This window comes from Acinetobacter sp. 802_lipA (assembly GCF_058242885.1).
Genome location: NZ_JBZAYP010000001.1, coordinates 211,826 through 237,935, shown reverse-complemented (window position 1 = coordinate 237,935; position 26,110 = coordinate 211,826). Strand labels below are relative to the sequence as shown.

General features: G+C 41.1%; 23 protein-coding genes and 2 pseudogenes. 16 read left to right on the top strand and 9 right to left on the bottom strand.

The features are described from left to right. The first annotated feature begins 249 nt into the window (after window positions 1–249). The 4 genes and pseudogenes from AC4CU3_RS01175 to AC4CU3_RS01160 all read left to right on the top strand — a co-directional run. On the top strand, window positions 250–396 hold the full coding sequence (locus tag AC4CU3_RS01175; RefSeq protein ID WP_279044366.1) for a hypothetical protein: 147 nt from the start codon (window positions 250–252) through the stop codon (window positions 394–396). Window positions 397–773: 377 nt separating this feature from the next. After that, window positions 774–899: a hypothetical protein gene (locus tag AC4CU3_RS01170; RefSeq protein ID WP_279044365.1), complete on the top strand. Its 126-nt coding sequence runs from the start codon at window positions 774–776 to the stop codon at window positions 897–899. A gap of 31 nt (window positions 900–930) precedes the next feature. After that, window positions 931–1,579: pseudogene (locus AC4CU3_RS01165) on the top strand (IS1595 family transposase). Between the two features lie 31 nt (window positions 1,580–1,610). Continuing rightward, window positions 1,611–2,068, top strand: a pseudogene (locus AC4CU3_RS01160) (M23 family metallopeptidase); the annotation flags it as partial. Between the two features lie 204 nt (window positions 2,069–2,272). On the opposite strand, the gene AC4CU3_RS01155 reads toward AC4CU3_RS01160, so the two are convergent. Both AC4CU3_RS01155 and AC4CU3_RS01150 read right to left on the bottom strand, forming a co-directional pair. Further along, the gene (locus AC4CU3_RS01155; protein WP_490737934.1) at window positions 2,273–3,475 is read right to left on the bottom strand and encodes a YbfB/YjiJ family MFS transporter; all 1,203 of its coding nucleotides are present in this window, start codon (window positions 3,473–3,475) and stop codon (window positions 2,273–2,275) included. Between the two features lie 108 nt (window positions 3,476–3,583). Beyond that, window positions 3,584–4,189, bottom strand: a complete 606-nt coding sequence (locus tag AC4CU3_RS01150) for a flavin reductase family protein (RefSeq protein WP_490737933.1) — start codon at window positions 4,187–4,189, stop codon at window positions 3,584–3,586. A 159-nt stretch (window positions 4,190–4,348) separates the two neighbouring features. Here AC4CU3_RS01150 and AC4CU3_RS01145 point away from each other — a divergent pair, with 159 nt between their 5' ends. The 3 genes from AC4CU3_RS01145 to AC4CU3_RS01135 all read left to right on the top strand — a co-directional run bounded on the left by AC4CU3_RS01145 (window position 4,349) and on the right by AC4CU3_RS01135 (window position 9,641). Next, the gene (locus tag AC4CU3_RS01145) at window positions 4,349–5,737 is read left to right on the top strand and encodes an L-cystine transporter (RefSeq protein WP_490737932.1); all 1,389 of its coding nucleotides are present in this window, start codon (window positions 4,349–4,351) and stop codon (window positions 5,735–5,737) included. 152 nt (window positions 5,738–5,889) lie between these two features. Further along, window positions 5,890–6,717: a PhzF family phenazine biosynthesis protein gene (locus AC4CU3_RS01140; protein WP_279044352.1), complete on the top strand. Its 828-nt coding sequence runs from the start codon at window positions 5,890–5,892 to the stop codon at window positions 6,715–6,717. Between the two features lie 146 nt (window positions 6,718–6,863). Continuing rightward, window positions 6,864–9,641, top strand: a complete 2,778-nt coding sequence (locus AC4CU3_RS01135) for a M16 family metallopeptidase (RefSeq protein WP_279044353.1) — start codon at window positions 6,864–6,866, stop codon at window positions 9,639–9,641. 80 nt (window positions 9,642–9,721) lie between these two features. Here AC4CU3_RS01135 and AC4CU3_RS01130 read toward each other — a convergent pair whose 3' ends face one another. Beyond that, on the bottom strand, window positions 9,722–10,786 hold the full coding sequence (locus AC4CU3_RS01130; protein WP_004696746.1) for an amidohydrolase family protein: 1,065 nt from the start codon (window positions 10,784–10,786) through the stop codon (window positions 9,722–9,724). Between the two features lie 121 nt (window positions 10,787–10,907). Continuing rightward, window positions 10,908–11,303, bottom strand: coding sequence for a DUF3144 domain-containing protein (locus tag AC4CU3_RS01125; protein ID WP_004696747.1), 396 nt, complete (start codon window positions 11,301–11,303; stop codon window positions 10,908–10,910). 114 nt (window positions 11,304–11,417) lie between these two features. Between AC4CU3_RS01125 and AC4CU3_RS01120 the strand changes: the two genes are divergently transcribed. Beyond that, a complete protein-coding gene (locus AC4CU3_RS01120) occupies window positions 11,418–12,050 on the top strand; it encodes a hypothetical protein (protein ID WP_178927894.1) in 633 nt (210 codons plus the stop codon). 70 nt (window positions 12,051–12,120) lie between these two features. Here AC4CU3_RS01120 and AC4CU3_RS01115 read toward each other — a convergent pair whose 3' ends face one another. Then, window positions 12,121–13,581, bottom strand: a complete 1,461-nt coding sequence (locus AC4CU3_RS01115) for a CYTH and CHAD domain-containing protein (protein WP_279044357.1) — start codon at window positions 13,579–13,581, stop codon at window positions 12,121–12,123. Window positions 13,582–13,979: 398 nt separating this feature from the next. Then, window positions 13,980–15,440: a CYTH domain-containing protein gene (locus tag AC4CU3_RS01110; RefSeq protein WP_279044358.1), complete on the bottom strand. Its 1,461-nt coding sequence runs from the start codon at window positions 15,438–15,440 to the stop codon at window positions 13,980–13,982. Between the two features lie 286 nt (window positions 15,441–15,726). Here AC4CU3_RS01110 and AC4CU3_RS01105 point away from each other — a divergent pair, with 286 nt between their 5' ends. The 4 genes from AC4CU3_RS01105 (at window position 15,727) to AC4CU3_RS01090 (ending at window position 19,256) form a co-directional block, all read left to right on the top strand. Beyond that, window positions 15,727–16,110 carry an Mpo1-like protein gene (locus tag AC4CU3_RS01105; RefSeq protein WP_259233806.1) on the top strand — a complete coding sequence of 128 codons (384 nt, stop codon included), beginning with the start codon at window positions 15,727–15,729 and terminating at the stop codon, window positions 16,108–16,110. Between the two features lie 519 nt (window positions 16,111–16,629). Then, window positions 16,630–17,250, top strand: coding sequence for a thiamine phosphate synthase (thiE, locus tag AC4CU3_RS01100; RefSeq protein WP_279044361.1), 621 nt, complete (start codon window positions 16,630–16,632; stop codon window positions 17,248–17,250). Window positions 17,251–17,292: 42 nt separating this feature from the next. Next, complete coding sequence (gene hemL / locus AC4CU3_RS01095) at window positions 17,293–18,591, top strand: glutamate-1-semialdehyde 2,1-aminomutase (RefSeq protein WP_279044362.1); 1,299 nt, start codon at window positions 17,293–17,295, stop codon at window positions 18,589–18,591. A 338-nt stretch (window positions 18,592–18,929) separates the two neighbouring features. Beyond that, complete coding sequence (locus tag AC4CU3_RS01090) at window positions 18,930–19,256, top strand: hypothetical protein (protein WP_490737931.1); 327 nt, start codon at window positions 18,930–18,932, stop codon at window positions 19,254–19,256. 10 nt (window positions 19,257–19,266) lie between these two features. Here the strand turns inward: AC4CU3_RS01090 and ruvC are convergent, their stop codons facing one another. Further along, window positions 19,267–19,812 carry a crossover junction endodeoxyribonuclease RuvC gene (ruvC, locus tag AC4CU3_RS01085; RefSeq protein ID WP_004696760.1) on the bottom strand — a complete coding sequence of 182 codons (546 nt, stop codon included), beginning with the start codon at window positions 19,810–19,812 and terminating at the stop codon, window positions 19,267–19,269. A gap of 122 nt (window positions 19,813–19,934) precedes the next feature. Between ruvC and AC4CU3_RS01080 the strand changes: the two genes are divergently transcribed. Both AC4CU3_RS01080 and AC4CU3_RS01075 read left to right on the top strand, forming a co-directional pair. Then, window positions 19,935–20,516 (top strand): FxsA family protein, encoded by a 582-nt coding sequence (locus AC4CU3_RS01080; protein ID WP_419275614.1) that lies wholly within the window; start codon window positions 19,935–19,937, stop codon window positions 20,514–20,516. Between the two features lie 132 nt (window positions 20,517–20,648). Continuing rightward, window positions 20,649–21,290 carry a LysE family transporter gene (locus AC4CU3_RS01075; protein ID WP_125274209.1) on the top strand — a complete coding sequence of 214 codons (642 nt, stop codon included), beginning with the start codon at window positions 20,649–20,651 and terminating at the stop codon, window positions 21,288–21,290. Here the strand turns inward: AC4CU3_RS01075 and AC4CU3_RS01070 are convergent. Continuing rightward, window positions 21,252–21,464, bottom strand: coding sequence for a hypothetical protein (locus AC4CU3_RS01070; protein WP_125274210.1), 213 nt, complete (start codon window positions 21,462–21,464; stop codon window positions 21,252–21,254). The two genes, AC4CU3_RS01075 and AC4CU3_RS01070, sit on opposite strands and share 39 nt — an antisense overlap. Window positions 21,465–21,779: 315 nt before the next feature. Here AC4CU3_RS01070 and AC4CU3_RS01065 point away from each other — a divergent pair, with 315 nt between their 5' ends. Beyond that, on the top strand, window positions 21,780–22,025 hold the full coding sequence (locus tag AC4CU3_RS01065; protein ID WP_005401120.1) for a hypothetical protein: 246 nt from the start codon (window positions 21,780–21,782) through the stop codon (window positions 22,023–22,025). A 95-nt stretch (window positions 22,026–22,120) separates the two neighbouring features. On the opposite strand, the gene metK is transcribed toward AC4CU3_RS01065, so the two are convergent. Then, window positions 22,121–23,287, bottom strand: coding sequence for a methionine adenosyltransferase (gene metK / locus AC4CU3_RS01060; protein ID WP_004984924.1), 1,167 nt, complete (start codon window positions 23,285–23,287; stop codon window positions 22,121–22,123). Window positions 23,288–24,006: 719 nt separating this feature from the next. Between metK and tkt the strand changes: the two genes are divergently transcribed. Next, window positions 24,007–25,995 carry a transketolase gene (gene tkt / locus AC4CU3_RS01055; RefSeq protein WP_490737930.1) on the top strand — a complete coding sequence of 663 codons (1,989 nt, stop codon included), beginning with the start codon at window positions 24,007–24,009 and terminating at the stop codon, window positions 25,993–25,995. Window positions 25,996–26,110 lie beyond the last annotated feature (115 nt).

Here is a 26,110-nt window from a genome sequence, read left to right as displayed (position 1 = left end):
GCGGGTTCTCTTTTGTTGGCTTGAGAATAGCTGTGGAAATATGATTACAATGTAAGGCTAGGTTAAGGGATCAGTGTTTTGAGTGAGTATAGGTAAGGCTGAATAATAAGGGGGAGTTGATTCTTAACCATAATTTATATATGTAATTACATTGAATCACCTTGATACAGCTTATGGCTTGGGTTTTCTCCCTATTACTGTAAGGTGGGACTTGTCAACTACGGCAAATGATGAAAAAGGAGTAGTCTCATGGCTAATCAACAACAAAATAATCAGCAACAACGTCAACAACAGCCGAATCAACCCCAAGAACAGCAAGATCAGCAGCAACAACAGCAACAGCCGAACCAGCCACAAGAACAGCAAAATCCGCAAAAACAGCCTAATCAAAACTAACCGAACCCAAATCAGCATCAACGCTAGGCGTATTGCTATTTCATGAACGAATGTTAAAGGTATTTCAAGGAAGAATCGATCAAAGGGAGTTGAACCAAAGGAGGCCCCTATGTCGAATAATGTTGTGAAAACATTAAAACAGAAGATCAAAGCACGTTTAAAAAAAATCTCTAAGCATCAGTCTAAGCTGAAAGCCTTAGAGAAAAAACTGAAGAAGTGTAAGTAGTTTTACGTGGTTTATTCGAAGCAAAGCCCTCATTTTATATGAGGGCTTTGCCGTTACATATATAAGATATCTTTCAATATATGAGGCATTTAGTATGAAAAGGTAACTTTATCTTATTTTAATATCTAAAAATTAGCTGAGTAGTTGAATCATGTCTCGTTTAGTTCTGAGTGGAGCTATTTTAAGTACAAGTCTGCTGATGAGTGGATGTCAGCCACCCGCTTCGGGTGAAGCAGCAGGTTTGAGTTATCCATATTTATATTGGCAATGGCTCTAGACTAGCAGAATAATTATGTTAGTCTAGAATAATGATAGAAAACAGTAAATTAAGTCACTACAAGATTAAAAAAATTATTCAATGCTTTTGTGTTGATATTCCTGCTTCCAAAACAGCCTTATTACTCAATTTAAATCGTAATACGATTAATTATTGGTACATGCTTTTTAGAGAAACTATCTATGATCATCAAACAGATTTAAGAGCTAAGTTTGTTGGTTCAATAGAAGTAGATGAAAGCTATTTTGGAGCGAAAAGGCAACGTGGGTTTCATGGAAAGTTAAAGCGTGGTCGTGGGACTCTAAAATAGCCAGTGTTTGGAATATTCGAACGTAATGGGCGCGTCTATACTGAAATCGTACCTGACTGTAAAATGAAGACTTTACAAGAGGTTATCATTGGTAAAGTTTCACTTGAGAGTGTGATTTATAGTGATTAATGGTCTTGTTGATGTGGGTTATTCAAAGCATTTTAGGGTAAATCACGGAGCAAATGAGTTTGCTAGAGGACAATGCCATATAAATGGAATAGAATCATTTTGGAGCTTTTGTAAACGAAGGCTAGCAAAGTTTAACGGCATATCAAAAGAGTACTTTGATTATCATCTTAAAGAAACTGAATGGCGTTGGATGAGGGAACCTAATGAGTTAGCAACTGAGCTGTGGAACCTCATTAGGTAAAATTAAGTGTAAATCTGCTAGTCTAGAGCCTTGGCAATTATATAAGACACCTTTAGAGAAAATCTTAAATGTGCCTGTACAAGGTGTAAGCCATAAGCAGATACAGGACACTTGGGGGGGGCTGCACGTGGTCAGGGCCGAAAACATCAAGGTATTGATATCTTCGCTAAACGTGGTACACCTGTCTTAAGCGCTACATCAGGCATTGTCTTGGATGTCGGCCTCAATAGTCTAGGTGGACAAGTAGTATGGGTAATGGGACCAAACTTAAGCCGTCACTACTATGCACATTTAGATGCTTATGCGCCTAATATTCAAACGGGTGATTGGGTTGAAGTAGGAGAGGTGTTGGGTTATGTCGGAAACACTGGCAATGCCAAGAATACGCCACCACATTTGCACTATGGAATTTATAGGACTGGAAAAGGAGCCGTAAATCCTTATCCGTATTTAACTTTAAATGCATTGAATAACAGAGCTTTCATCTAAAGCTGTAAAAGTTTGAATGCGTTCATTGTATTGGTCATAGAGGGTATATCAATTAGGTTCTTTTCTTATTCTTACACCTTACGTTTGTAATATTTAGGAGTAAGTTAAAAATATCACTACGTATTTAACATGGATGACCCTCTATAACGCGCCCGACTAACGCAAGTAGGTTAATTCTTTTTTGTTTCTCTTCAATGCGAAGGCTTAAAAGGCCTCTTTTTTAGTTGTTGGATTGGAGGTGGATGTCCTACGAGTAAAATAAAATAGTTGCAGTGTTCCTAAACCGAGTACTCCCGCAGCAAGCATAAACTGAAAGTGATATGACCAACCCAAATGCTGCAAGGTACTAAAACTTAGGCCACCAACCAGCTGTACCGTTGCAAAGCTGAGTGTCGCCATACTCCACAGTTTTTTATAGGCCAAGCCGTAGAGTTGTAAGATGGTGTAGGAGGTGAGAAAGACCACCGCAGGGTTCAGTAGGCCTGTGAGAAATGAAGACAGGAGCGTAAATACAGGCGAGAAACTCAGAACCGCAATAAAAACTGCCGCAATATAGACACTGTATAAAATCTTTAAAGCCAGAAAGTTGCCAAATTTACGCGCTAAAGCATAAGCTGTCGCTGCACCCAAAGCGCTGCCTAAGCCATATAAAATCCAGTTAAAATTGATCCAATATAAATTTAGCGTTAACACATGGCTTAAATAATCAATCCAAAACAAAGAATGGGGAATATACGCAAAGGCGCTGCAGGCATAAACAATGAGTAAGCTATAGTAAATTTTATTCACTGTATAAGTCTGGGGCTGGCTTGTAGGGATACTGTGCAGTTGTTTTTGGAAAGGGTGAACAAGTATCCATAATAACCATGTAATGACAAATGCAAAGCCACAGAGAATGAACCATGCGCTACTGATTGCAATACGGTCTAAATACGGCATAAACAGCGTGGCTGCCAATACACCAATTCCTATTCCGCTAAATCCAATGAGATTAATTTTAAAACGGTGCTGTAACTCACTGCACTGTGCCACAATACTGGGCGATAGAATCATCAGCAAACCACCGCCGATACCTGAAATGATGCGCCACACCAAATACCAGACTTCATTAAAATGCGCAAATGCACAGGCAAACAGGCTGATTGAACCAAAGAGCGCAGCAAAAATGATATAGATCGGCATTTTTGCATTTTGTGGCAACTTCATCGCCCAAAATGCGCCGATCAGATAGCCCAGCAGATTGGCACTACCGAGTAAGCTGGCGAAATTGTGTGACCACTCATAGGCTTCGCGTGTGGACGGCAGCAGAGCGGTATAAGAAAAACGTAAGATGCCAATTCCCAAGCACATACTCAGGCAGAGAAAGAGACTCAGTTGTACGGTGCTTGAGAACGTCCTGTTCATCATAATTTGACTATTTGTTTAAAAAATACACTTGAACTATAAGATGAAATTTACAATAAAACAATCGGGTGATGTCCGCCTTTAGTCGAGCGGAGTAAAGGCGCAGTCAATTTAATCAGTATCTTTGAGTTGATTGATATCCACTGCATCACCAATGGTATAAAAGTGTCCGCCTGCAACATGGTGGATGCTTTTCCATTCATCTGCGGCTTCATGGTAGTACCAATGCCCATCTCTAAAAACACGATCATCTGCATAAGCGGCAATGACTTTGCCAATAAACAAGTCATGTTGCTGTTGATTATGTGGTTCAGGAATGAGTTCACACAGAATCCAAGCACTACAGCCTTCAACCACTGGAATTGGGCTGTGACCAAACTGAAAAAGTTCGACCCCACACTGACGTAACTTTTCAGGAGCATCATATTGACTGATCATGCCCAGTGCGTAGACCATTTTCAGCTGTTTAAGTGTAGGGACTTGCAGCGCAAACAAACCCGATTTTTCAATAATACTGCGGGTTTTTGTCGATTTATCGAGTACGACCGTCACTTTGGCTGGGCTAAACTCTAGGGCGCATGCCCAAGCCGCGGCCATGACATCGGTGCTTTCATCATCTTGACTGGAAACCAGCACGGTTGGGCCGTGGTTGAGTAGCCGATATGTTTTTTCTAAAGGGACGGGCAGAATGTGAGGATTAAGCAGAGATTGATTCATATAAAAGAACACTTTAACAGCCGTTTAAATGCTTTATACCACATTCTAAAACTGCCAATTCAGTCTAAATTTGTACATTCAGCGTGGAATATGGCGCAAAACGGTAAGCCCGTTTAAATTTTGATTTATAATTATGACAGCATCATTTAGGGAAACAATATGAATATCCCCTTAATCGTCAATGTCATCATTTTTATTGCATTGCTTTTTTTACTGGGCCGAACCCGTAAAACCGATTGGAGTTTAGCGAAGAAAGTACTGGCAGGTCTCTGTCTCGGTATTGTTTTTGGTCTCGCTTTACATGGGTTTTATGGTACGCATTCGCCTGTACTGCAAGAGTCGGTACAGTGGTTTAATTTGGTCGGTAAAGGCTATGTCAAACTACTACAAATGGTGGTGATGCCTTTGGTATTTGTTTCCATTTTAGGCGCTGTGATTAAGCTACACGATGCGGGTTCATTGGGTAAAATTAGTTTTATCAGTATTGGAACTTTGTTATTTACCACAGCAATTGCTGCATTTGTCGGTGTGGTGGTGACCAATCTGTTTGGCTTAACTGCGGCAGGTTTAGTGCAAGGGACACAAGAAACTGAACGTTTAAATACGATTCAAACTGACTATGTCGGGCAAGTGGCTGACTTGCAAGTGCCTGATTTATTTCTGTCATTTATTCCGAGCAATCCTTTTGCCGAGCTGACAGGGGCACATCCAACCTCAATTATCAGTGTAGTCATTTTTGCAGTGTTTTTAGGCATTGCAGGCTTGAACCTAATGAAAGCGGATGCTGAAAAAGGGCAAAAGCTGTTGTCTGCAATTGACATCTTGCAAGCGTGGGTCATGAAGTTGGTGCGTCTAATTATGATGCTCACTCCTTATGGTGTGTTCGCACTTATGACCAATATTGTGGCCAATTCTAAAATGGCGGACATCTTAAACTTAGGTGGCTTCTTGGTTGCGTCTTATATCGGCTTGGCGATTATGTTTATCGTGCACGCCGTGATTTTGGCACTCACAGGTATGAACCCAATTCAGTTCTTTAAAAAGGTTTGGCCTGTGCTGACCTTTGCATTTACCAGCCGTTCAAGTGCTGCGAGTATTCCTTTAAATATTGAAGCACAAACACGACGTCTGGGCGTACCTGAGTCAATTGCCAGCTTTTCAGCATCATTTGGTACGACCATTGGGCAAAATGGCTGTGCGGGGCTGTATCCTGCGATGTTGGCCGTTATGGTTGCACCGACAGTGGGCATTAATCCACTCGATCCACTCTGGATTTTGACTTTGGTTTGTGTCGTGACCTTGAGCTCGATTGGGGTGGCTGGTGTAGGTGGTGGAGCAACATTTGCAGCACTGATTGTCCTACCGATGCTGGGCTTGCCTGTGACTTTGGTTGCACTGCTCATATCAATTGAGCCTTTAATTGATATGGGGCGTACAGCTTTGAATGTGAATGGTTCTATGACCGCAGGTGTCGTGACCAGTCAAGTCTTAGGTCAAACGGATAAGCGTATTTTTGAGCAAGACAATGTGGACTTAAAAGAAGTTTAAGCTGAGAAATATATAGCTTATGAACTGAAAAGAAGCCTATCTTCATGATTAGGCTTCTTTTTATTGGGCGTGTATCCATAAATGACTAAAAACTGTATCTACTTTTTTACTCAGTTTTTTGCAGAATAAAGCTTCAATTTAGGAGAAAAACGATGAAAATGTATCAAGTCGATGCCTTTACAACTGAATTATTCAAAGGTAATCCTGCCGCTGTGATTGTGCGTGATGAATGGTTAGCAGTAGATTTGATGCAGAATATTGCCTTGGAAAATAATTTGGCAGAAACGGCTTTTGTGAAAGTGATTGATGCTGAAAACTATGAAATTCGCTGGTTCACTCCTCAGGTTGAAGTGGACTTTTGTGGGCACGCGACTTTAGCCAGTAGTTTCGTCCTGTTTCGGGATTATACCGATGCCAAACGTATCCAGTTTCATGTGAAAGACTTGGGTGTTTTTATCATTGATCAAGATGTTGATGGCAAGATTCATATGAATTTTCCAATTCGTGCACCGCATAAGTTAGAAGACTATCCTGCGGAAATTCATGAATTGGTCGATTGTGAAATTAAAGAAGTCTATTTAAATCCACAGGCTTATATTTTAGTGTGTGAGTCTGAGCAGGCCGTTAAGGATGCCAAACCGAACTTGGATAAAATTCGTCAAATGGCAGAAAAGCACAAAGTCAGTACTGCTATTACCGCTGAAAACTTGGATGTTACCCTGACTTCAACGTCGCAAGACTATGACTATATCGCGCGTTATTTCGCACCGCATAAAGGCATCAATGAAGACCCTGTGACAGGCTCCATGCATACAGGTCTTGCGCCCTTGTGGGCGGAGAAGTTGGGTAAAACCTCATTGATTGCCTATCAGGCATCGAGCCGTGGAGGATTGCTTTACTGCGATCTTCAGTCTGAAACACGGATCCAAATCTCAGGCTATGCCAAGTTATATATGACGGCTGAACTTTACTTAGATTAAGTTGTAATTCTCTTAAATTAAAACTACTGGTGAAAAATAAGCATTGATTAAAATGCTATTTTTCACCAAATTACTATAAAAATAATTTCACTTTCCTCTATGATGTTGAGAATCATTCATATTTTGTCGAATTATTTGGAAAAATAATGTTAATGCGTTTTAAAACATTGAGTTTGTCGGTATTGCTACTTGGCTTTGGGGGCACAGTATGGGCACAACCCGTATTGGTAAAATCGGAACAGAAAATTGAAGAATATAAATTAGATAACGGTTTACGTATTATTCTTGCGCCAAACGATAAAGAAAATAAAGTGTATATGAATATGGTCTATTTGACTGGTTCATTGAACGATCCCAAAGGTAAGGGCGGTTTGGCGCACCTACTGGAACATTTAGCGTTCAAGGGAACTAAAAATGTTCCAGGGGACGAGTTTCAGCGCCGTTTAGATCAGTACGGTTTAATGAATAATGCCAGCACGGACTATTATTCAACCAAATATATTAATGTGGTTCGTCCTGAACAAAATGCGATTAATGAGCTGATTCATCTTGAAGCTGAGCGTATGGACGGCTTGGTGCTCCAAGAAAAATATGTACCGTCTGAAATCGCGATTGTAAAACGCGAGCGTGAAGTCCGTATGGATCAGCCTTTTTCGGTACTCATGGATCAGATGTGGAAGTCTGCTTATGGTAATCAATATTTAGGGCGTTTACCGATTGGTGATCTAAATGAGTTACAGTCAATCAAAATGGCTGAACTGAATAAGTTTTATCGTGACTGGTATGCACCGAATAATGCGGTATTTGTCATTTCAGGTAAGTTTGACCAAGCAGCTGTACTGAAGCAGATTGATGAAAAGTTTAGTGCGATTAAAACGCGCGCTGTGCCTGCGAAAGTTAAAGTGCCTGTCTTAGATGCCAGTAAGATTAAAGATCGCCAGTTTGTGGTGAAAAAAGGCAGTAATTTCGCCAAATATAATATCTACCTGAATGGTAAAAACGAGAACATTAAGACTGCGCTGGCGGTGTCACCGTATTTATACACCATGCAACCCAGTGGGCATTTGTACCAAAGCATTGTAGAAACAGGAACGGCGACAGCAGTTCAGTCAACCACATGGTTAGACCAAGATTTCAATATGGTGTTTATGGGTGCAGTTTATGCACCCAACCATGATGTAAAGAAAGTCGAGTCAGCTTTGGTTACTGGTGTAGAAAAAACACCAAGCTTCAATGAGGTTGAGCTCAACCGTGTGAAGAGTATGATTAAAAATGCACAAGAAAGCATGTTCAGCAGTGCAACAGCAGTCGGTGGCATGCTCAGTGACTATGTGGTTTCTGCCAATGGTGATTGGACACAATACTTTAAAGATCAGCAACAATTACAACAGCTCAGCGTTACTGATGTGAACCAACGTTTAGATGACTTTTTGATCCCAGAGCATCGGATTTCAGGCACTATTTTACCGACCCCAGAAGATCAGAAAAAAGCACTTGAACATGCGGCAGCAGCCACGCCTACAAAAACTTTAGATCAGCAAACCGTGGCTGAAGAACCATTGAAAGATGTCAGTGCGTATAAAGCAGAAGTGGCTGGATATGTAAAAAGTTCAAAGCAATATTTAGAAAGTGCTGAAAAACAAATTCAGCGTGGCAAGTTAAAAAATGGCATGCAATATGCGCTGTACCCAAGTACTACGCGTGACGATAAGACCTATGCCACCATTTCGATTGACTTTGGTACAGCAGAAAGTTTGTTTAATAAAGCAGAGTTATTAGACCTGACTTCTTATTTACTGCTCAGAGCGTCAACTCAATATAGTTTGCAAGATATTGCTGACCACTCGATCGACGCAGGCGGTGGTGCAAGTGCAGCAAGTAATGGTAACGGCATCAATATCTCAATCGTGGCGAAGAAAGAAAAGTTTGATGAATTTTTTAACTTCGTGATCGATGTACTTAAAAATCCAACTTTTGAACAAAGCCAGTTTAATTTGATTAAGTCACAAAGCTTAGCAAGTCTAGATCGACCGTATACTGAGCCTGAAACTGTAGCGGCTTTAACCATTGCTCGGTTACTTGAAACTTATCCAATTGGGGATATTCGACATCACTTCGAGCCTGAATATGTCAAGAAGCAGTATCAGGCCGCAACACAAGCTCAGGTTAAACAGCTGTATCAGCAGTTTTTTGCGATGAATCATGCACAAATTTCGGTAACGGGCGTGATTGATACGAAAAAGATGAAAAAGACTTTAAATCAGGCTTTTGCAAACTGGAATTCGGCAGCGCCTTATCAGCGAATTACTTCTGACTTTACTGCATATAAAGCGCAGCGTGTACATGCACTGTCAGAGCAGCGTGAGTTTGGTAGCTATCAGAGCATTATGACGTTCCCCGTGGGCACATACCACCCAGATGCACCAGCCTTACAGGTACTCGAGCACATTTTAGGTGAGTCGCAATTATCTTCTCGTTTGGCGCAAGAGCTACGTGAAAAGAATGCCTTGGTCTATGGTTTTGGCAGCAGCATTTCGCTGGATGACTGGACGGAGTCAGGAGCGCTGACGATTGATGCAAACTATAGCGCAGGTAAATCGGCTCAAGTGTCTCAGGCGGTCTATAAAGTGTTGAATGAGTTACTGGCAAAAGGCGTTACTGAACAGGAAGTGGAAGCTGCCAAGGCCGATATTTTGAAAAAGCGTGTGACTGCACTTGAAGATAGTCGCAATATCCATCGCATGCTGATTCCTCAAATGAAACGTAATCGTACTTTACTGGATCGTGAGCAGCGTGATTTAGCATTGGCCAAAATCAGTAGAGCTGATGTTGATGCAGTGATTCAGAAGTATATTAAGCTGGATCAGTTGGTTGAAGTGATGGCTGACCAATATGGCAAAGCGCAGCCAGCGTTGAAAAAGTAAAGATTTCAGTTCTCAGCTAAAAAGAACCCCTCAAAATTGAGGGGTTCTTTTTGTCATAGGTTTTGTGAATTAATTTTCAATTAAAGCCGATAAAACTGTTTGGCATTGTGATGGAATACGCGCTCTAAAGCATCAGGCTCATAGGCAGCGACGACATCGCTAAAGGCATCGATAATATTCACTAACGATGTATTGACCGAATCCATAGGAAAGTTCGAGGCAAACATTACCCGATAGGTTCCAAAACAGGCAAGGGCATGTGTAATCATGGGATGTGCAAGGTCAAAGACTTCTTGTTTGGAAGCCAGTCGGCCTTCTTTATGAAAACGATGTCCTAATACAGGCATGAAAAGCCCCGACATTTTGGTATAGACATTTGGATAGCTTGCAAGTTCAGCTAAGTCGTCTTTCCAACGAAAGAAAATATTTTCCCGCGCTGTTTGTGTCATCCCTGTATTTGCACCAATTGGACCAAATAAACCTGCGGGTGTACCTAGATGGTCTAGCACAATGGAAGTTTCAGGGAACTGCTTGGCCAGATAAATCACATCTTCAAGCTGTGTGGAATAAACCCAAGCATCAAAACTCAAGTTGTATTGGGACAGCACTTCGAAGCCTTTGAGAAATTTTTTATTGCGATATAAGTGTGGCTCATCTGTCCACGAATGGATTGCTTTGTCTTCATGAAAAGACGCCATTTTACGAATACCACGAAAGTGTGGTGAAGCTTTATGGTGTAATTTTAGGATTTTTTTAAAGTTACGATCACGTGGGTCAGCTGTTGCGACAATGCCACCCAATTTGACCGTATCTGCCCCAAAAGCTAAAGACTCGATAAACTGAGTTTCCTCAACCACACCTTTACCTTTGCTGTGATGCCAACTGGCTTCAACATGTACCACTTGCTCTACTGTGTATGGGCCAGTATCGAGTTTATAGTCTTGGGGCAAATAAGGACGTGTGATATGACGGGTTAGGCCTAGGGTTTCAATCAGATCTTTAGGTTTCACCAAACGAACCATTTTGTCCAAAAGCTTAGGATGCTTACCCAATAATTTGACTGCCAAAGCCGCTGCATGTGGCGTGTTATAGGGGTCCCACTGATGGATGTGCGGATCGATGAGTGCAAAGTCCAAATGCTGCATGTTCTTCCCTAAGTCATATTCCTTAGCGATTACCTTACTGTAAATTGAGGTGTTGCAACATTGTATTTCGTTTCAAATACGACGAAATAAAAAAAGCCTGCGCAAGGCAGGCTTGGATTGATCAGTGATCGTGTTTGTGGTCATGCTTGTTGGCATGAAATTCTTCGTTATGACGGAAACGAAGGTAGTTTTCAAACTGTTCACAATATTCGTCATAGTTGTCTTCAAGCATCATTTGGAACTGTTGCAAAATATAAGACATCACTTGCTCTTTGGCATCACGCATTTCATCGCCATCTTTAAAGTTGTTGGCTGCCACCCACGTGTTAAAACGGGCTGTACCAAACAACATCGCAGCACTCACTTGGCCACGTATTTCAGCAGGTTTCACTTGTGAACCTTTTTCAGTGCGACAAAAATCGTTTGCTTGCTTAATAAATTCATCTGCACGTTCAAAAAAAGCAGCATTCAACGCTTCTTCTTCGGTTACATCTGTTGCTTCAATCTTCTGAACCATGAACTTGTCCTAAAATACATAAATAACTCAGACTGCATTATAGGCAAAGCCTTGCAGAAACTAAACCTTTGCCTTAATCTAAAAATAGCCTAAGCAATAAAATAGAGAATATCCATGCAAGACGCGATTGCGGTACAAAGTTTAAAAAGTGATATTGCTTTATTGCGTCAAAACATTTGGCCACCACAAAATTTAGCCAATGTCGAAGGCTTACCGATCTACTATGGCACGAAAGCGGAAGTTGAGGACTACTACCGTCAGTGGATGGGTTTGATTGAGCGGGCACAAGACTTGTTCCAACCTTTTATGGAAGATGAAGTGTTGGATGCAATTCATTTACCTAGTCATTTGAACTTACCGCTGTTTTATTTTCACGTCGATCGTATTCGGATTAATAAAACCCGCGCCAAAGAATCTAAAAGTTTTCGCGGTATTGCAAGCTTAATCGAAAAATGTGGGCAGTTTGAGCCAGAGCAAGTCCAAGCCATGCGCGCTTGGTTGGACAGCGATGATAACGCCGCCTTGGTTGCGCATAGGGAATTTATTGACCTCAGAACCTATGTGTTTCAGCATGGGCAGAGTGAATATACCCGTACCCGATTTTATGTAAATGGTATCGTGTTAAGTACCGAAGCACACTTTGAATTGGTCGATGCACGAGACAAACCACGTAAGCAGCGCAGTGATAGCTATAACGCCCCCTTAGCAGATAACAATACGTGGAAGGTGTACGGAAAGTATCGTTAACTTAGGTGTAGACAGGGAATTCACCTATAGAAGAACTTTTCGCTGCTGATCTATATTTTAATTTAAAAGACTATTTCAGCTTTTTGGTTTGACTGAACAGCCTAAGCTCTTGTTCAACCAATTTCAGCATTCTATTTTTTTCCGCGGCGATCCATCCTGTAGCAAAACTATAAGCGGCTTCTGGTTCAGGGGCTTGTTGAAATAAGGCATCTGCAACCACCAAATCATTATAGTGCCCTAGGCTTTCCTGAACTGCTTTGAGTTTTTTTAAATAGGTTTTTAATGCTTTTGCATCGAGTAAAGACGTCACAAACTCAATGCTATAACGCAGTTGTTTGAGTTGTTTACGAATACGGTGTTTTTCCTCATCTTCAAGCTGGCTAAAGTGCTCGGCATGTGCACATATTTTATCGTGTAAAGCATGTATAACTTTGAGTGCATGCTTTTTCAGTTTGGCTTTTGAAGGCGAATCTAGTTCTTGCTCTGTAAATAAAATTAATTCAAGCCAAAGTTGCGTCGTTTCTGCTCGTTGGAATAGGGCGCAGACATCAGAAATAGCATCTATACTTGGGGCAAGATGGTCTAAAGGATAACCTGCCTCAATCAGTTGAGGGAGTAAGTCTTCGTTTAGCGCATCGATGTCACGTGTTCCACCTAAGGCTTGAAAAATAGTGGTGAGTTCCTTTTTCCAGTGTGGTTGAATGTCCTCCGACCATGCAGCAAAACTTTTCAGTGCGGTACGTAAACGGCGGATTGCCACGCGGGCTTGGTGCACATGCTCACTGGAGTACTGCTGTCGAGCAATTGAACTGGCATTGGGAAGTAAGTGCTGTAAGCAATTGGCCACTATGCTTTGTAGCGTTTCAGCTTCGCTTGAGGTTTTGTTCAGTACAAGAAGTGTTTGATACTGTGCAGGAAAGCAACTTTTCTGACGAACAGCTAGAAGGCCATAGTCAGATTTACTGTGTGTGTCGAGCGACAGTTTATACTTTTGAATCCAAGGTCGTATAAATGCGATTAAATCTTCTATCGATCCTTGTTTTAATTCAAATTCGATCTCGAAAATATCAACACTGCTTTGTTCTTTAAAAATTTTTCCAATATCGAGAGCAATTTCAACTGTACTGTTTCCAACATCCTGCAAAACGCGTAAACGTTGGATCTTGGTTTCAAAGAGCAATTCAAGGGTTGGAAGTGGAAGCCCCAAAGCGCGTTTTAATTTTTTATAGGCAGCAGGATAAGCTTCATAGTTATCTAAGTCGAGTGTAGTCGTTTCAGGTAGTGAAATATCAAATTCAAGTTCAAAGCGACTCAATGCTTTTGCGCTGTTCACTGCTTTGAAGGTTTGTTTCCATGCATCATTTTCCAGACGCCGTCGAATCTCTATGCAATGCTTAGCAAGCGTTTGATCGACTGTATCAAAGTATTGGGCTGCCAAATGAATCGGCTCAGCCTTGAGCAGTGTAAAGGTTTTTTGCAAGGCCTTACGCTTCTTAACTGGAACTTGAAACTTAAATTCAATCTCTTGCATAGCCCTGACTCATGACAATCTACGTTTTACTATATGCTAAATTGAGCAAAAAAAGACCAGTTTTGAATAGGTATAAGCTAAAAGAGCAGAAATAGTGGGCTAGATGTCACTTTTAAAATAAGATCGTGGTTGAGAAACATGCAGGGTTAATAAGTATGGATTGTCGCCGTGAAGTGACTATAACTCGACGTTAAGTAGGGGTGCATAGCTATATCTTCTTAAAGATGAAAAGTGATAGAAAGCCTGTATTGTTCTGATAATGTTTTTTTATCACAGATAAATTGGTGACATCCATGCCACCAACCACGATTGTCTATCGTGGTTTTGGGGCTTATCAAGCCTCATGGAGAGTCGATAGCAGTCATGTATTTAACATGACTGCTATGGGATACAGAGCGTTATTTTAAGAATTTACGGCTAACTAAGAACTGTTCTGTCGCTTCTAAAAGTTTATCGGCATAAACTTCAAGCTTTGCCGTGAGCCAACCCAAAACAAACCAATCACTGGCTTCAAGTTCGGTCTGTTGAATGTATGCAGCTGAAGTCGCCAAGATTTGATATTCATGTGCAGCTTGTTGGGCATCATTCAACGCTTTACTGTATTTCTGCAAATTTTTCACATCATAAATTGACGTTAAAATAGGAAAGCTAAACTTCAATTCCTTAATTTTCTGCGCCAATACATCTAAGCTTTCAAAGTGACTAATATCCGCAGCATTTAAGCTTTCCTGTAGCTGTCGATATTGGTTTTGCAGGGTATTGTGCGCATAGGTTTTTAAATCCTGCTTTTGCACCTGATAATGTGAACTTAAACTAAAGGTTAATAACTCAAGATAATGATGGACGTTTTGGGTCGATTTAACTAAATTTCCAAGCTTTTCTTGAGCATATAGGATGTCTTTGGCAAGATTTTCTGTAGTGGTTGGATTCTGAAGAAAAGCGCCTAGGGTACTTTGCATATGCTGCAAATGTTGTAAATGATCAAACTGATGTTTGAATGCGGCAAGTTGCATCGCCCATTTATCAGAAATATTGCTATTCCAGTCCTTAAACAAAGCTAAGGTTAGTTGTAAGTGCTCTAAAGCAGTTTGTGCTTGATCAATATGGCTTTGCTCAGCAACACCTGCTGAAATTGCAGCAATATTCGGCAGTAAATGCTGCATTTGCTGGCCAATCAACAAACTCAGGTTATGTGCTGCACTTTCTTTTTTCGATAAGACAAACTCTTTTTCAAAACGTGCTGGACTCACTGTTTGCTCAAGCGCCAGTAAGTTACCCATTTCGGCTTTGCTGCGGACATCTAACCATAGTTGATACTTTTTCACCCATTCAAAACTAAAGGCCAAAAGTGACTGAACAGAGCCAGATTTGAGTTCGAATTCTACCTCATGGATGGTCTGTTCTCGACCAGATGCACGAACCACTCCTACATCCAAACAGACTTCAATTTCAGCGTCTTCAAATTCAATGACGCGATAGGTACGTTGGATGTCCGTTTCAAAGGTGAGCTTTAACGCAGCTGCATCTGAGCCTAAAGCTTGGGTTAAAATTTGCTGAGCCTCTGGAATAGCTTGATAAATGCTTAAGTCCAGTTCAGGAGATGACTCTAACTCACCCAAATTATGATTATGTTCAAAACGGTGTAAATGACTTTTACCTGCGGCTTTGAGTGTTTGGATCCAGCGAGTACCTTCAAGACGCTGACGCAAAGCAGCGCCGTGTTGAGCCAAGAGGCGATCAGGCGTGTCAAAATACTTGGCTTGAAGTTGAATCGTTTCAGATTTTTTAGGATCTAAAGCTTTAAGAAGGGCGGTACGTCGTGCTTCGCTAATCTGAAATTTTAATTCAATTTCAACCATGAAAAATTCCTAATTTGAGGGGCTAGGTCAATGCCAAGCCTTTATGTATTGAGATGCATGATCTGTAGTTTGTTTTTATGTGCGCTAAAGGCACACCAATGGACCACTGGATTGTAGCGAAAAAGAGACAGTATGTAAGACTTGACGACACAATAAAACAAAGTTGCAGTGCGAGATTGATCAAAAAACAATTCTGTTTTTAGTGGACGCGCTCCCAGAGGCGATTGCACTTTGCAGATTGCATATTTTCAGTTATGTTGATAGAAAAACATCAGGATGATGACAGATGAATGCTCAGGTTGAACCGAAACAGGAACACGACGCTGAACCTAATTTTCAATTGCCGATTAAGGCCTATCACCAGTTTTATCGTTTTTATCTAACAGAGCACCGCAACATCATGAGTCGTCGGCTACACGTTGCGGGCAGTTCAATTGGACTGTACTTTTTCTCTAAAGCCATACTTAAACGCAAGCCGCGTTATTTTATATACGGCTTAGTCTCTGGCTATGCCTGTGCGTGGGTGGGTCATTTTGTTTTTGAAAAAAATAAGCCAGCTAGTTTTAAACAGCCTTTGTATAGTTTTATTTCTGACTGGCGCATGTTTTCCGATGTTTTACGTGGAAATTTAAGCTTACAAGATCGTGCTTTGGATAAAATTCCAAGTTAGTGAAGCACTTTGTGACTTCATCATGAAAGTTTTATTAAAAGTTTGAAATTAACAGTTGCAAAGTATGAGTTAATGTTCTAATAATGAGATCGTTGTTTATATTTTCACCAAATAATATATAAGTGCTTTGAACCTTAAAGTGCTTTTAGTTTTCCAAGCCTAGAGTGACCTTCTCTAGGCTTTTTTTATATGGACGTTAAGTAAAAATATGCGGCTTTTTAGCTTTTATGATGTTGTTCAAACACCACTGGTTTAAAAAGCTAAAAAGCCGTATCAGATCGCTGCGTGTCTCTTATTCTTGTTATAAAGTTGTTATTTTTATTTTATTCTTGTTGCTTTCTGTATCCATTAAACTGCGAAAGCGGTGGGGCGACTATCACTGAAAATAGGTATTTTTATATAGCCTGAGCTTAGTCGCGGGATTTTTGTGCAAAGCAACGCATTTTCAGTTCCAATTCATTAAAGCATTAGTCGCCTTTGGCTTTATAATAGAACGACATAACCCAAAGGTAGAGTTAAATGCGCGGTTTATATTTAATTACAAATGATGATCCTTTAGAGCTACTTTTGGCTAAATTAGAAGGTGCAATGGCAACACGTGAAGTTGCCATTTTGCAGTATCGCCGTAAAAAAGTACCTAAAGAAGAACAGGATTACGAAGTCGAGTATATGAAAGCTATGTGCGCTGAGTATGGTGTTCCTTTTGTGATTAACGATGACTTAGAAATGGCAGTGAAATACGGTGTTGGCGTGCATTTAGGGCAAGGAGATGGCGAAGTTGCTGAAGCTTTCGCACGCCTGCCAAAAGATGCGGTGATTGGTCGTACGTGTTTGAACTCGATTGAGCTGGCTGAAAAGGCGATTGCTGAAGGTGCAACATACGTGGCTTTTGGTGCAATTTATGCAACTGAGACCAAGCCAGAAGCTGGCAATATTGGCTTGCAGACTTTAAAAGAAGCCAAAGCCAAATTGAATGTGCCGATTTGTGCTATTGGTGGCTTAACAGTTGAAAATTCAGGTGAAGTGATCGAGGCCGGTGCCGACCTTTGCGCGGTGATTAGTGATATATTAGGGCTATCAATGTCTGCGATTCCTGATCGTATAGAACAGTGGGCTGATTTATTTGCATCTAAAGCTTAAGTATTTTTAGATGTTTTTTTATTTTTTGAGTTGAGTAACTTCATGAGCTTATCTCCAAAGCAAGAACAATTGTTTAAACAAGCAAGCAAACATATTCCGGGTGGTGTGAACTCACCTGTACGTGCATTTAATAGCGTAGGCGGAACGCCTGTCTTTATTGAAAAGGCGCAAGGTGCATACTTGTACGATGTGGATGGTAAGCGCTATGTAGACTATGTGGGCTCATGGGGACCAATGATTTTAGGTCATGCTCATCCTGCAATTATTAAAGCAGTTCAAAATGCTGCAGTGGATGGTTTAAGCTTCGGTGCACCTACCGTACATGAAACGACTTTAGCCGACATTATTTGCGAAATTATGCCGTCAATTGAGCTGGTTCGTATGACCAACTCAGGTACTGAAGCAACCATGACCGCCATTCGTCTTGCACGTGGTTATACAGGTCGTGACAAGATTGTAAAATTTGAAGGTTGTTACCACGGTCACTCAGACTCACTGCTAGTAAAAGCAGGCTCTGGCTTGCTAACCAGCGGCGAAGGTGAAGCGACTTCAGCCGGTGTTCCTGCCGACTTTGCCAAACATACACTCACACTTCCGTATAACGATATAGCCACTTTAAAAGAGTGCTTTGCAAAGTTTGGTTCGGAGATTGCAGGGGTGATTGTGGAGCCTGTGGCAGGGAACATGAACCTAGTCAAACCAATCGAAGGCTTCTTACAAGCGATTCGTGATGTATGTGATGAACATGGTTCTGTTTTTATCATTGATGAAGTGATGACTGGTTTCCGTGTTGGATTGGGTGGTGCACAAGCTCACTATGGTGTGACTCCTGATTTAACCACCTTGGGTAAAATTATTGGTGCAGGCTTACCCGTTGGTGCTTTTGGTGGGAAACGAGAAGTGATGGAGTGTATTGCTCCACTGGGTAAAGTTTACCAAGCTGGAACACTGTCGGGGAATCCACTTGCAATGCGTGCAGGGATTGAGATGTTTAAACACCTGCGCCAAGATGGTTTTTATGAAAAATTGACAGCGCAGCTAGAAAAACTGCTTGTGGGTTTACAAGGCGCGGCTGATGAAGCGGGTATTGCTTTTAAAACGCAACAAGTAGGCGGTATGTTTGGTTTGTACTTTACCGATCAAGAAGACATTACCAGCTTCGACTCGATGCTGAAGTGTGATATCGATGCATTCCGTAAGTTCTTTCATGGCATGTTAGACCGTGGTGTGAACCTTGCACCATCTGCATTTGAGGCTGGCTTTATTTCAGCTGCTCATTCTGATGAAGATATTGAATTTACCCTGCAAGCAGCGAAAGAAGTTTTTGCAAGCATGAAGTAAGTATTTGTACTTACTAAAAAAGCCCATCTCATTTGATGGGCTTTTTTTATAGCATTTTAACTGTGGAATTCAATATGAAAATTAAGCGCTACTTAATGTTGGTAACTACTGAATTTATAGTTCATTAAACTTATCAATACGTTTAAATACAGCCTCAATAAAGCTGAGATATGTTAATTTTATAATTGTGATTCAGGTCACAAATTTAAGAGATCGATTCGGCTTTGTTGCACAAAGATTTCATAACTATATGATTTTAAAAGTTTTGATTATTTTTTGATCCAAAATTAAATTTATTTAAATCAGATGCTTACATATTTATGCAACAAAGCCGAAGAATGGATAAATACTTACTGGTGGCCTTGGTAGTTGGTGCATGCATACTGTTGGTGATTTATACCCAACTTGCACCATCAGGTGGACAGAAAAATTTTAAGCAAATCGTACAGCAGGCATTTAGTCGTTATAAAGTGATTGAAAAAAACTACACCATTATGATTTGTGAGATCAACCACCGCAATGAGCCAGAAGAATTGGTCTTTATTCGTATCGATCCTGCTCAAAAGAAAAATTTACGCATTTCGGGAAGAATGCTGATAGCAACTTATCCCAAAGCACCATCGATACGTGAAATGCGTAAAGACTTTAAAGACTATGTCACTTAACACTTAACACTTAGCGTCGACGAGAGCTACTACGGCTGCGTCCGCGCGCCATACCGCCAAGAGCATTGAGTACAGCAAGCTTGGTCATACTGCCTGAAGCATGTGCATGACAAATAGCAGCAGCGAGAGCATCGGCTGCATCTTGCTGTGGTTTGATGCTCAGGTTTAGGAGCTTCATCACCATCATTTGTACTTGTTCTTTGTCCGCAGCGCCATAACCGACCACCGACTGTTTAATCTGGCGTGCGGTGTATTCTGCAACTTGTAGGTCAAGGTTGACCAGTGCAGCAATAGCAGCCCCGCGTGCTTGCCCTAGCTTCAGTGCGGAGTCAGGGTTTTGTGCCATAAACACTTGCTCAACTGCGGCTTCGGTTGGGCCATGAAATTTTACAATACGATCAATACCTGCAAAAATACGTTTTAGCCGTTCAGGCATATCAGCAGCTTCGGTACGAATGGTGCCAGCATCGACAAAAATTAGTTTTTGACCTTCTTTTTGAATAATACCGTAGCCTGTGAGGCGAGAACCGGGGTCAATACCAATAATTAATGACATGCTTGCCCTTTAAAAAAAATAATATGCCCATATTGTTACATAAGCGTATCAAAAAAGCTTGATGTAGATTGAGCACTTGATTCTTGCACCTTATTCATTTTGTTGAGATTAGATTAATTTTCATGAAATTATTTCTTTTTATATTAGCTGGTGTCATTCTCGAAGTCTTCGTATGGATCGGCGTGGGCGACCTCGTTGGTAGCATGTGGTACGTGTTCTTCTGGTTTATTGCCGCTTTCTTTATTGGTATGAGCCTGATTCGTAAGTATTCAACAGGTTTAATGCCACAAATGCAGCAAATGCAAGCGGGCCAGATGGGTGCAGATCCTGCATTAACAAACAATCTGCCAAAAATCATTGCGGGTTTTCTTTTATTGATTCCTGGCTTGGTGACAGATGTGGTTGCCGTGTTATTGCTTATTCCTGCGGTGCAAAAAGCCATGACAGGTGCACTGATGAACGTGATGATGAAACGTCAGCAAGCGATGATGGAAAAAATGATGGGTGGCATGATGGGGGATATGAATGGCATGGGCGGTGGTGCTCAAGGTCAAAACCCATTTGCAGATATCATGCGCCAGATGCAAGAAATGCAGCAACAGCAGGGCGGTTCAGCTTATCGTGACTCGAGTATTATTGATGGCGAAGCACGAGAAGTCACGCCAGATGCGAAAAAAATTGAAATGAAAGATGTGAATAAATAATTTCATACCTAATTTTAAAGCCGAGTTCTAACTCGGCTTTTTTTATCTTTATGAAAATGTTTTAAGTGCTTATGATTTAAAATAAATATAACAAACGATATAATTATTTTTTAAAATTTATGCCGCTTTTTTATGTCATTGCTTTTCACGATTTGCGCATTGCATTTTGTTGCGCAGCTAAGTCCTGGTCCTGATGTTTTGCTGATTGCCAAAAGTTCAGCTTCGACCACACAAAAAAATACTTTAAAAACTATCTTAGGTATTTCTGTTGGCATCGTCGTTTGGGTGGTTTTAACCTTGTTAGGTTTTACCGTACTCATCGACAAAATGCCGTGGATTCAACAAGTATTGATGGTGGTTGGTGGGGTGTTCCTTGCACGTATGGGTTGGCTTATGTTGAAAGCAGGCCTCAGCGCAATGCAGCAAGAAGCCTTGCTAGATGATGGTCAAAAACTGCCTCCACCAAAGGCCAACCATTATTTCATGTCAGGTTTGCTGACTAACTTGTCTAACCCGAAAACGCTGATTTATTTCAGTAGTGTGTTTTCATTGGCACTGAGTTCTAGCGCAAGTCCCTATTTAAAAATGCAACTTGCGGTGATTATTCCAATCCAAACTTTTATGACTTTTGCACTGTTGATGCTGCTTTTGTCATTACCTAAAATTAAGGCGGCATATCAGCGTTCAGGAAGTTATATTGACATTTTTTCTGGCGGGTTGTTCCTGATTTTTGCTTTATGGCTTTGGTATGATGCTCTCGCAATCTACATTTAAGTCATTTTTAAGTTCTTTAGATGATGGAGCTTGTTCCAAGGTGGACGCCTCATCTTTTTTACTTTGCGCATAGCGGTTGGGCTGTAATGTCGCTTCGGTATTTTCTGAACCTTTATAGCTACGGCTGCGGTTGGCACGTTCGCGTAAACCGCCTTTTTTAATCAACAGAACCATTCTTTCTTCCTCATCGTTGCATCTTATTTTAATAAACAATCGCGAGAAAACTAAAGGGTTTCGAGCAAATACTTTGGAATACGTCAAAAACTATTATGTTACAAAATGAAATTGTCATGATTCGGTGTTATAAAGAGGAATATGCGTTAAATCAATTGATTAATCTTTCAGTGTAAGCCGTTGCTGACATCACTTCAGGTGAATGGCGCTTGAGTCTCAACAAATACTCACATAAGATAAATGAATCTAACATTCTGTGAGGCAGGGTGATGGACAATAAAAACAAGAAAGGACAAAAACAAGGGGGGTAAAGCCATGCTCTATCAATACCACTGCGCATGTTGTGAAACAGTTGTCGCATCAACAGATAAAGACTGTCCAAACTGTGGATCACATAATATTCGAAGTCCTTTTGGATTTTGGATTTTCTGTATTGTTGCATGTCTTGCAGCAGCGATTATTGTTAAATCTGTACAAGTCTATTTGGCCGACCGAAACAGCGAACCCGCTGCCGTGACTTCGCTCTTTGATGTGCTCAATCATGACAACAAACCCAAGTAGTGAGGTTCAATGACTTCACGACTTAACTGATGGGCTATTTTCCATCAGTTCAAATAAAAAAACCCGCATTAAGCGGGTTTCTTTTAGGATCAAACTTATAGACCAGCTGAAGCTTTAAGTGCTTCCACTTTGTCGGTTTTTTCCCACGTAAATGCTGTATCTGAACCTTCACGACCGAAGTGACCATAAGCAGCAGTTTGCTTATACATCGGTTGAATGAGGTCAAGCATACGAGTGATCCCGTATGGACGTAAGTCGAAGTGTTCACGGACTAATGCAATGATCAACTCTTCAGATACTTTTGCTGTATTGAAGGTATTGATCGAAATAGATGTTGGCTCAGCCACACCAATGGCATAAGACACTTGAATTTCACATTTGTCAGCAAGGCCCGCAGCTACGATGTTTTTCGCAACATAACGACCTGCGTAAGCAGCAGAACGGTCAACCTTAGATGGATCTTTACCAGAGAAAGCACCACCACCGTGACGTGCCATGCCACCGTAAGTGTCTACAATGATTTTACGACCTGTTAAACCACAGTCACCCACTGGACCACCAATCACAAACATTCCTGTTGGATTAATGTGGAATTTGGTGTCTGCATGGAACATTTCAGCAGGGATCACTTTTTTCACGATTTCTTCAATCACAGCTTCTTTTAAGTTGCTTTGAGAAATTTCAGGATCGTGCTGGGTAGATAATACGACTGCGTCTAAACGAACAGGCATGCCATTTTCATAAGCAAAAGTCACTTGGCTTTTTGCATCTGGACGTAACCATGGTAAAGCGCCACTACGACGTAGCTCAGCTTGCTTTTCCATTAAACGGTGTGCATATGAAATTGGAGCAGGCATAAGCACGTCAGTTTCACGGCTTGCATAACCAAACATTAAGCCTTGGTCACCTGCACCTTGATCTTCAGGCTTTTGACGGTCTACACCTTGAGCAATCTCTGGTGACTGTTTACCAATCATGTTGATCACGGCACATGTTGAACCATCAAAACCAAGGTCAGAATGGTGGTAACCAATACCATTTACGGTTTGACGAACAATCGCTTCAAAGTCCACATTTGCAGTTGTTGTGATTTCACCTGCAAGTACTACCGCACCCGTTTTTACAAGCGTTTCACAAGCAACCCGCGCATATGGGTCTTCTTTTAAGATCGCATCCAAGATAGCATCACTGATTTGGTCAGCCATTTTATCTGGATGGCCTTCGCTTACAGATTCCGAGGTAAATACAGCGTACTCGCGCATAAGTCCTATCACAGTTAATTTAAAAGACGCAATATGGTACATCGACTTAGCCGTTTGAGCCAGTTCTACACGACCAAAATGACTGAATTTATTTCAATTCAACGACTTTTTATCTGATATAAGCATCTAAAAAATTGATATAGCGTTTATTTTTAGTTCGAAATGACAAAGTAACGGGTTCTGATTCAAAGTTTATGGGTGCGTATCATGAGATTTTGTGCTTTGGTTATATCTAATTGTAAAACAATAGTTTGTTTGAGTCTTTTTTGGCTTGGGTGTTAAGTGGGTAAATAAAAATGCTCAAAATAAGCATCAGAAAATAATCGATAATCTGTAGTAATTCATGAATAATTTAAAAAGGTGAATAAAATTCACCATGAATGTTTAATTGTATGTAAAAAATACAAATGTATCTTGTGATGTGTTTGATCCTCAAGGATAACGGTTTGTTCTGATTAGTGAATAGGGTGGCTGAGCTTTGTTTTTAAAAGCTGATGATTCTATCGTGTAGGATTTGAACTGGAGAAAAGCGAGAGAGACATTTCTGAGTGAAATTGTTGTGATTTTAGGCAATGCCCGCATTTATTAGACATTGATGATGAATAAATAGCGAAATATTGTCCATTAGGCTTTACCCATTCCTCTTTTTTTAAGACAATACACCTATCTTTGAATTCTATTCATCTTACTCTTTAAATCATTTGTTTGGACTCTGACCTATGACAACCCCGCTTAACGAACGTCGTATTGCAAACGCAATTCGTGTATTGGCAATGGATGCTGTGCAAAAAGCAAACTCTGGACATCCAGGTGCGCCAATGGGGATGGCTGATATCGCTGATGTGGTATGGCGTGAGTTTTTTAACCATAACCCGACTAACCCTCAATGGGCGAACCGTGACCGTTTTGTACTATCAAATGGTCATGGCTCTATGCTGCAATATGCGTTATTGCACCTTACGGGCTATGATTTATCAATTGAAGATTTAAAAGCATTCCGTCAACTGCACTCTAAAACGCCGGGTCACCCAGAATTAGGTTATGCACCAGGTATTGAAACGACAACTGGCCCGCTTGGTCAGGGGATTGCAAACGCAGTTGGTTTTGCTCTAGCTGAAAAAACCTTAGCAGCGCAGTTCAACAAAGATGAGATGAGCGTTGTTGATCATTTCACTTACTGTTTCTTAGGTGATGGCTGTTTAATGGAAGGTGTTTCTCACGAAGCATGTTCACTTGCAGGCACACTAGGTCTAGGTAAACTGATTGCTTACTATGACGACAACGGTATTTCGATTGATGGTGAAGTAGAAGGTTGGTTCTCTGACGATACAGAGCAACGTTTCTTGGCTTATGGTTGGCAAGTACTTAAAGCTGATGGTCATGATGCAGATGCATTACGTGCTGCGACTTTGCAAGCAAAAGCTGAAACGAAAAAACCAACGATCATCATCTGTAAAACGATTATTGGTCTAGGTTCGCCAAATAAGCAAGGTAAAGAAGACTGTCACGGTGCGCCGTTAGGTAATGACGAAATCGCATTAACACGTGAAGCATTGGGCTGGACTGAAGGTCCATTTGAAATTCCTGCTGACGTTTATGCAGCATGGGATGCAAAAGCAAAAGGGACGGCTTCTGAAGCAGCTTGGAATGAATTATTTGCTCAATATGCAGCAAAATATCCAACTGAAGCAGCTGAATTGAAACGTCGCCTTTCAGGTGAATTGCCAGCTGAATTCCTTGCTCAAGCAGATGCGTTTATTGCTGACACCAATGCAAAAGCGGAAACCATTGCTACGCGTAAAGCAAGCCAAAACACATTACAAGCATTTGGTCCATTATTGCCTGAACTATTAGGCGGTTCTGCGGACTTGGCTGGTTCTAACTTAACACTTTGGAAAGGTTGCCAAGGCGTTCAGGACAATCCTGCAGGTAACTACGTACACTATGGCGTACGTGAGTTTGGTATGACTGCAATTGCAAACGGTGTTGCACTTCACGGTGGTTTCATTCCTTATGTTGCAACATTCCTCATGTTTATGGAATATGCGCGTAATGCAGTACGTATGTCTGCAATGATGAAACAACGTGTAATCCATGTATATACACATGACTCAATTGGTTTGGGTGAAGATGGTCCAACGCACCAACCTGTAGAGCAAATTGCGTCTTTACGTGGTACACCAAACTTAAATACTTGGCGTCCATGTGATACAGTTGAAGCCGCTGTGTCTTGGAAATCTGCACTTGTACGCTCAGAAGGCCCAACTGCGTTGATCTTCTCTCGTCAAAACCTACCATTCCAAACACGTACAGATGCACAAATTGCAAATGTAGCGAAAGGTGGTTATGTATTGGCTGAAGAAAAAGGCGAATTAAAAGCGATTATTATTGCGACAGGTTCTGAAGTATCTTTAGCGATGGAGGCGCACGCACAACTTGAAGGTGTGCGTGTCGTGTCTATGCCATGTGCAGAAGAATTTGTGAAGCAAGATGCAGCATACCGTGAAGCGGTTCTTCCATCAAACATTCGTGCACGTGTTGCTGTTGAAGCAGCACATGTAGACTACTGGTGGAAGTTTGTAGGTTTAGACGGTCGTGTAATTGGTATGACGACTTATGGTGAATCTGCACCTGCGAAAGACTTATACCAATACTTCGGTATTACCACTGAAGCAGTTGTTGCTGCGGTAAAAGAATTGACAGCTTAATTTTTAAAAATTGACTGTTTGAAGGACGCTCCAGTTTAGGGGCGTCTTTTATTTTGAATGGTGTATATAATATGCAAGCTGCTGCTGAACTAGCTGCATAAATTTTAGGTGATGA

Coding starts and splice junctions, on each gene's coding strand:
- AC4CU3_RS01175 (WP_279044366.1), top strand. CDS start 250: ATGGCTAATCAACAACAAAATAATCAGCAACAACGTCAACAACAGCCG.
- AC4CU3_RS01170 (WP_279044365.1), top strand. CDS start 774: ATGTCTCGTTTAGTTCTGAGTGGAGCTATTTTAAGTACAAGTCTGCTG.
- AC4CU3_RS01155 (WP_490737934.1), bottom strand. CDS start 3,475: ATGATGAACAGGACGTTCTCAAGCACCGTACAACTGAGTCTCTTTCTC.
- AC4CU3_RS01150 (WP_490737933.1), bottom strand. CDS start 4,189: ATGAATCAATCTCTGCTTAATCCTCACATTCTGCCCGTCCCTTTAGAA.
- AC4CU3_RS01145 (WP_490737932.1), top strand. CDS start 4,349: ATGAATATCCCCTTAATCGTCAATGTCATCATTTTTATTGCATTGCTT.
- AC4CU3_RS01140 (WP_279044352.1), top strand. CDS start 5,890: ATGAAAATGTATCAAGTCGATGCCTTTACAACTGAATTATTCAAAGGT.
- AC4CU3_RS01135 (WP_279044353.1), top strand. CDS start 6,864: ATGTTAATGCGTTTTAAAACATTGAGTTTGTCGGTATTGCTACTTGGC.
- AC4CU3_RS01130 (WP_004696746.1), bottom strand. CDS start 10,786: ATGCAGCATTTGGACTTTGCACTCATCGATCCGCACATCCATCAGTGG.
- AC4CU3_RS01125 (WP_004696747.1), bottom strand. CDS start 11,303: ATGGTTCAGAAGATTGAAGCAACAGATGTAACCGAAGAAGAAGCGTTG.
- AC4CU3_RS01120 (WP_178927894.1), top strand. CDS start 11,418: ATGCAAGACGCGATTGCGGTACAAAGTTTAAAAAGTGATATTGCTTTA.
- AC4CU3_RS01115 (WP_279044357.1), bottom strand. CDS start 13,581: ATGCAAGAGATTGAATTTAAGTTTCAAGTTCCAGTTAAGAAGCGTAAG.
- AC4CU3_RS01110 (WP_279044358.1), bottom strand. CDS start 15,440: ATGGTTGAAATTGAATTAAAATTTCAGATTAGCGAAGCACGACGTACC.
- AC4CU3_RS01105 (WP_259233806.1), top strand. CDS start 15,727: ATGAATGCTCAGGTTGAACCGAAACAGGAACACGACGCTGAACCTAAT.
- thiE (WP_279044361.1), top strand. CDS start 16,630: ATGCGCGGTTTATATTTAATTACAAATGATGATCCTTTAGAGCTACTT.
- hemL (WP_279044362.1), top strand. CDS start 17,293: ATGAGCTTATCTCCAAAGCAAGAACAATTGTTTAAACAAGCAAGCAAA.
- AC4CU3_RS01090 (WP_490737931.1), top strand. CDS start 18,930: ATGGATAAATACTTACTGGTGGCCTTGGTAGTTGGTGCATGCATACTG.
- ruvC (WP_004696760.1), bottom strand. CDS start 19,812: ATGTCATTAATTATTGGTATTGACCCCGGTTCTCGCCTCACAGGCTAC.
- AC4CU3_RS01080 (WP_419275614.1), top strand. CDS start 19,935: ATGAAATTATTTCTTTTTATATTAGCTGGTGTCATTCTCGAAGTCTTC.
- AC4CU3_RS01075 (WP_125274209.1), top strand. CDS start 20,649: ATGTCATTGCTTTTCACGATTTGCGCATTGCATTTTGTTGCGCAGCTA.
- AC4CU3_RS01070 (WP_125274210.1), bottom strand. CDS start 21,464: ATGGTTCTGTTGATTAAAAAAGGCGGTTTACGCGAACGTGCCAACCGC.
- AC4CU3_RS01065 (WP_005401120.1), top strand. CDS start 21,780: ATGCTCTATCAATACCACTGCGCATGTTGTGAAACAGTTGTCGCATCA.
- metK (WP_004984924.1), bottom strand. CDS start 23,287: ATGCGCGAGTACGCTGTATTTACCTCGGAATCTGTAAGCGAAGGCCAT.
- tkt (WP_490737930.1), top strand. CDS start 24,007: ATGACAACCCCGCTTAACGAACGTCGTATTGCAAACGCAATTCGTGTA.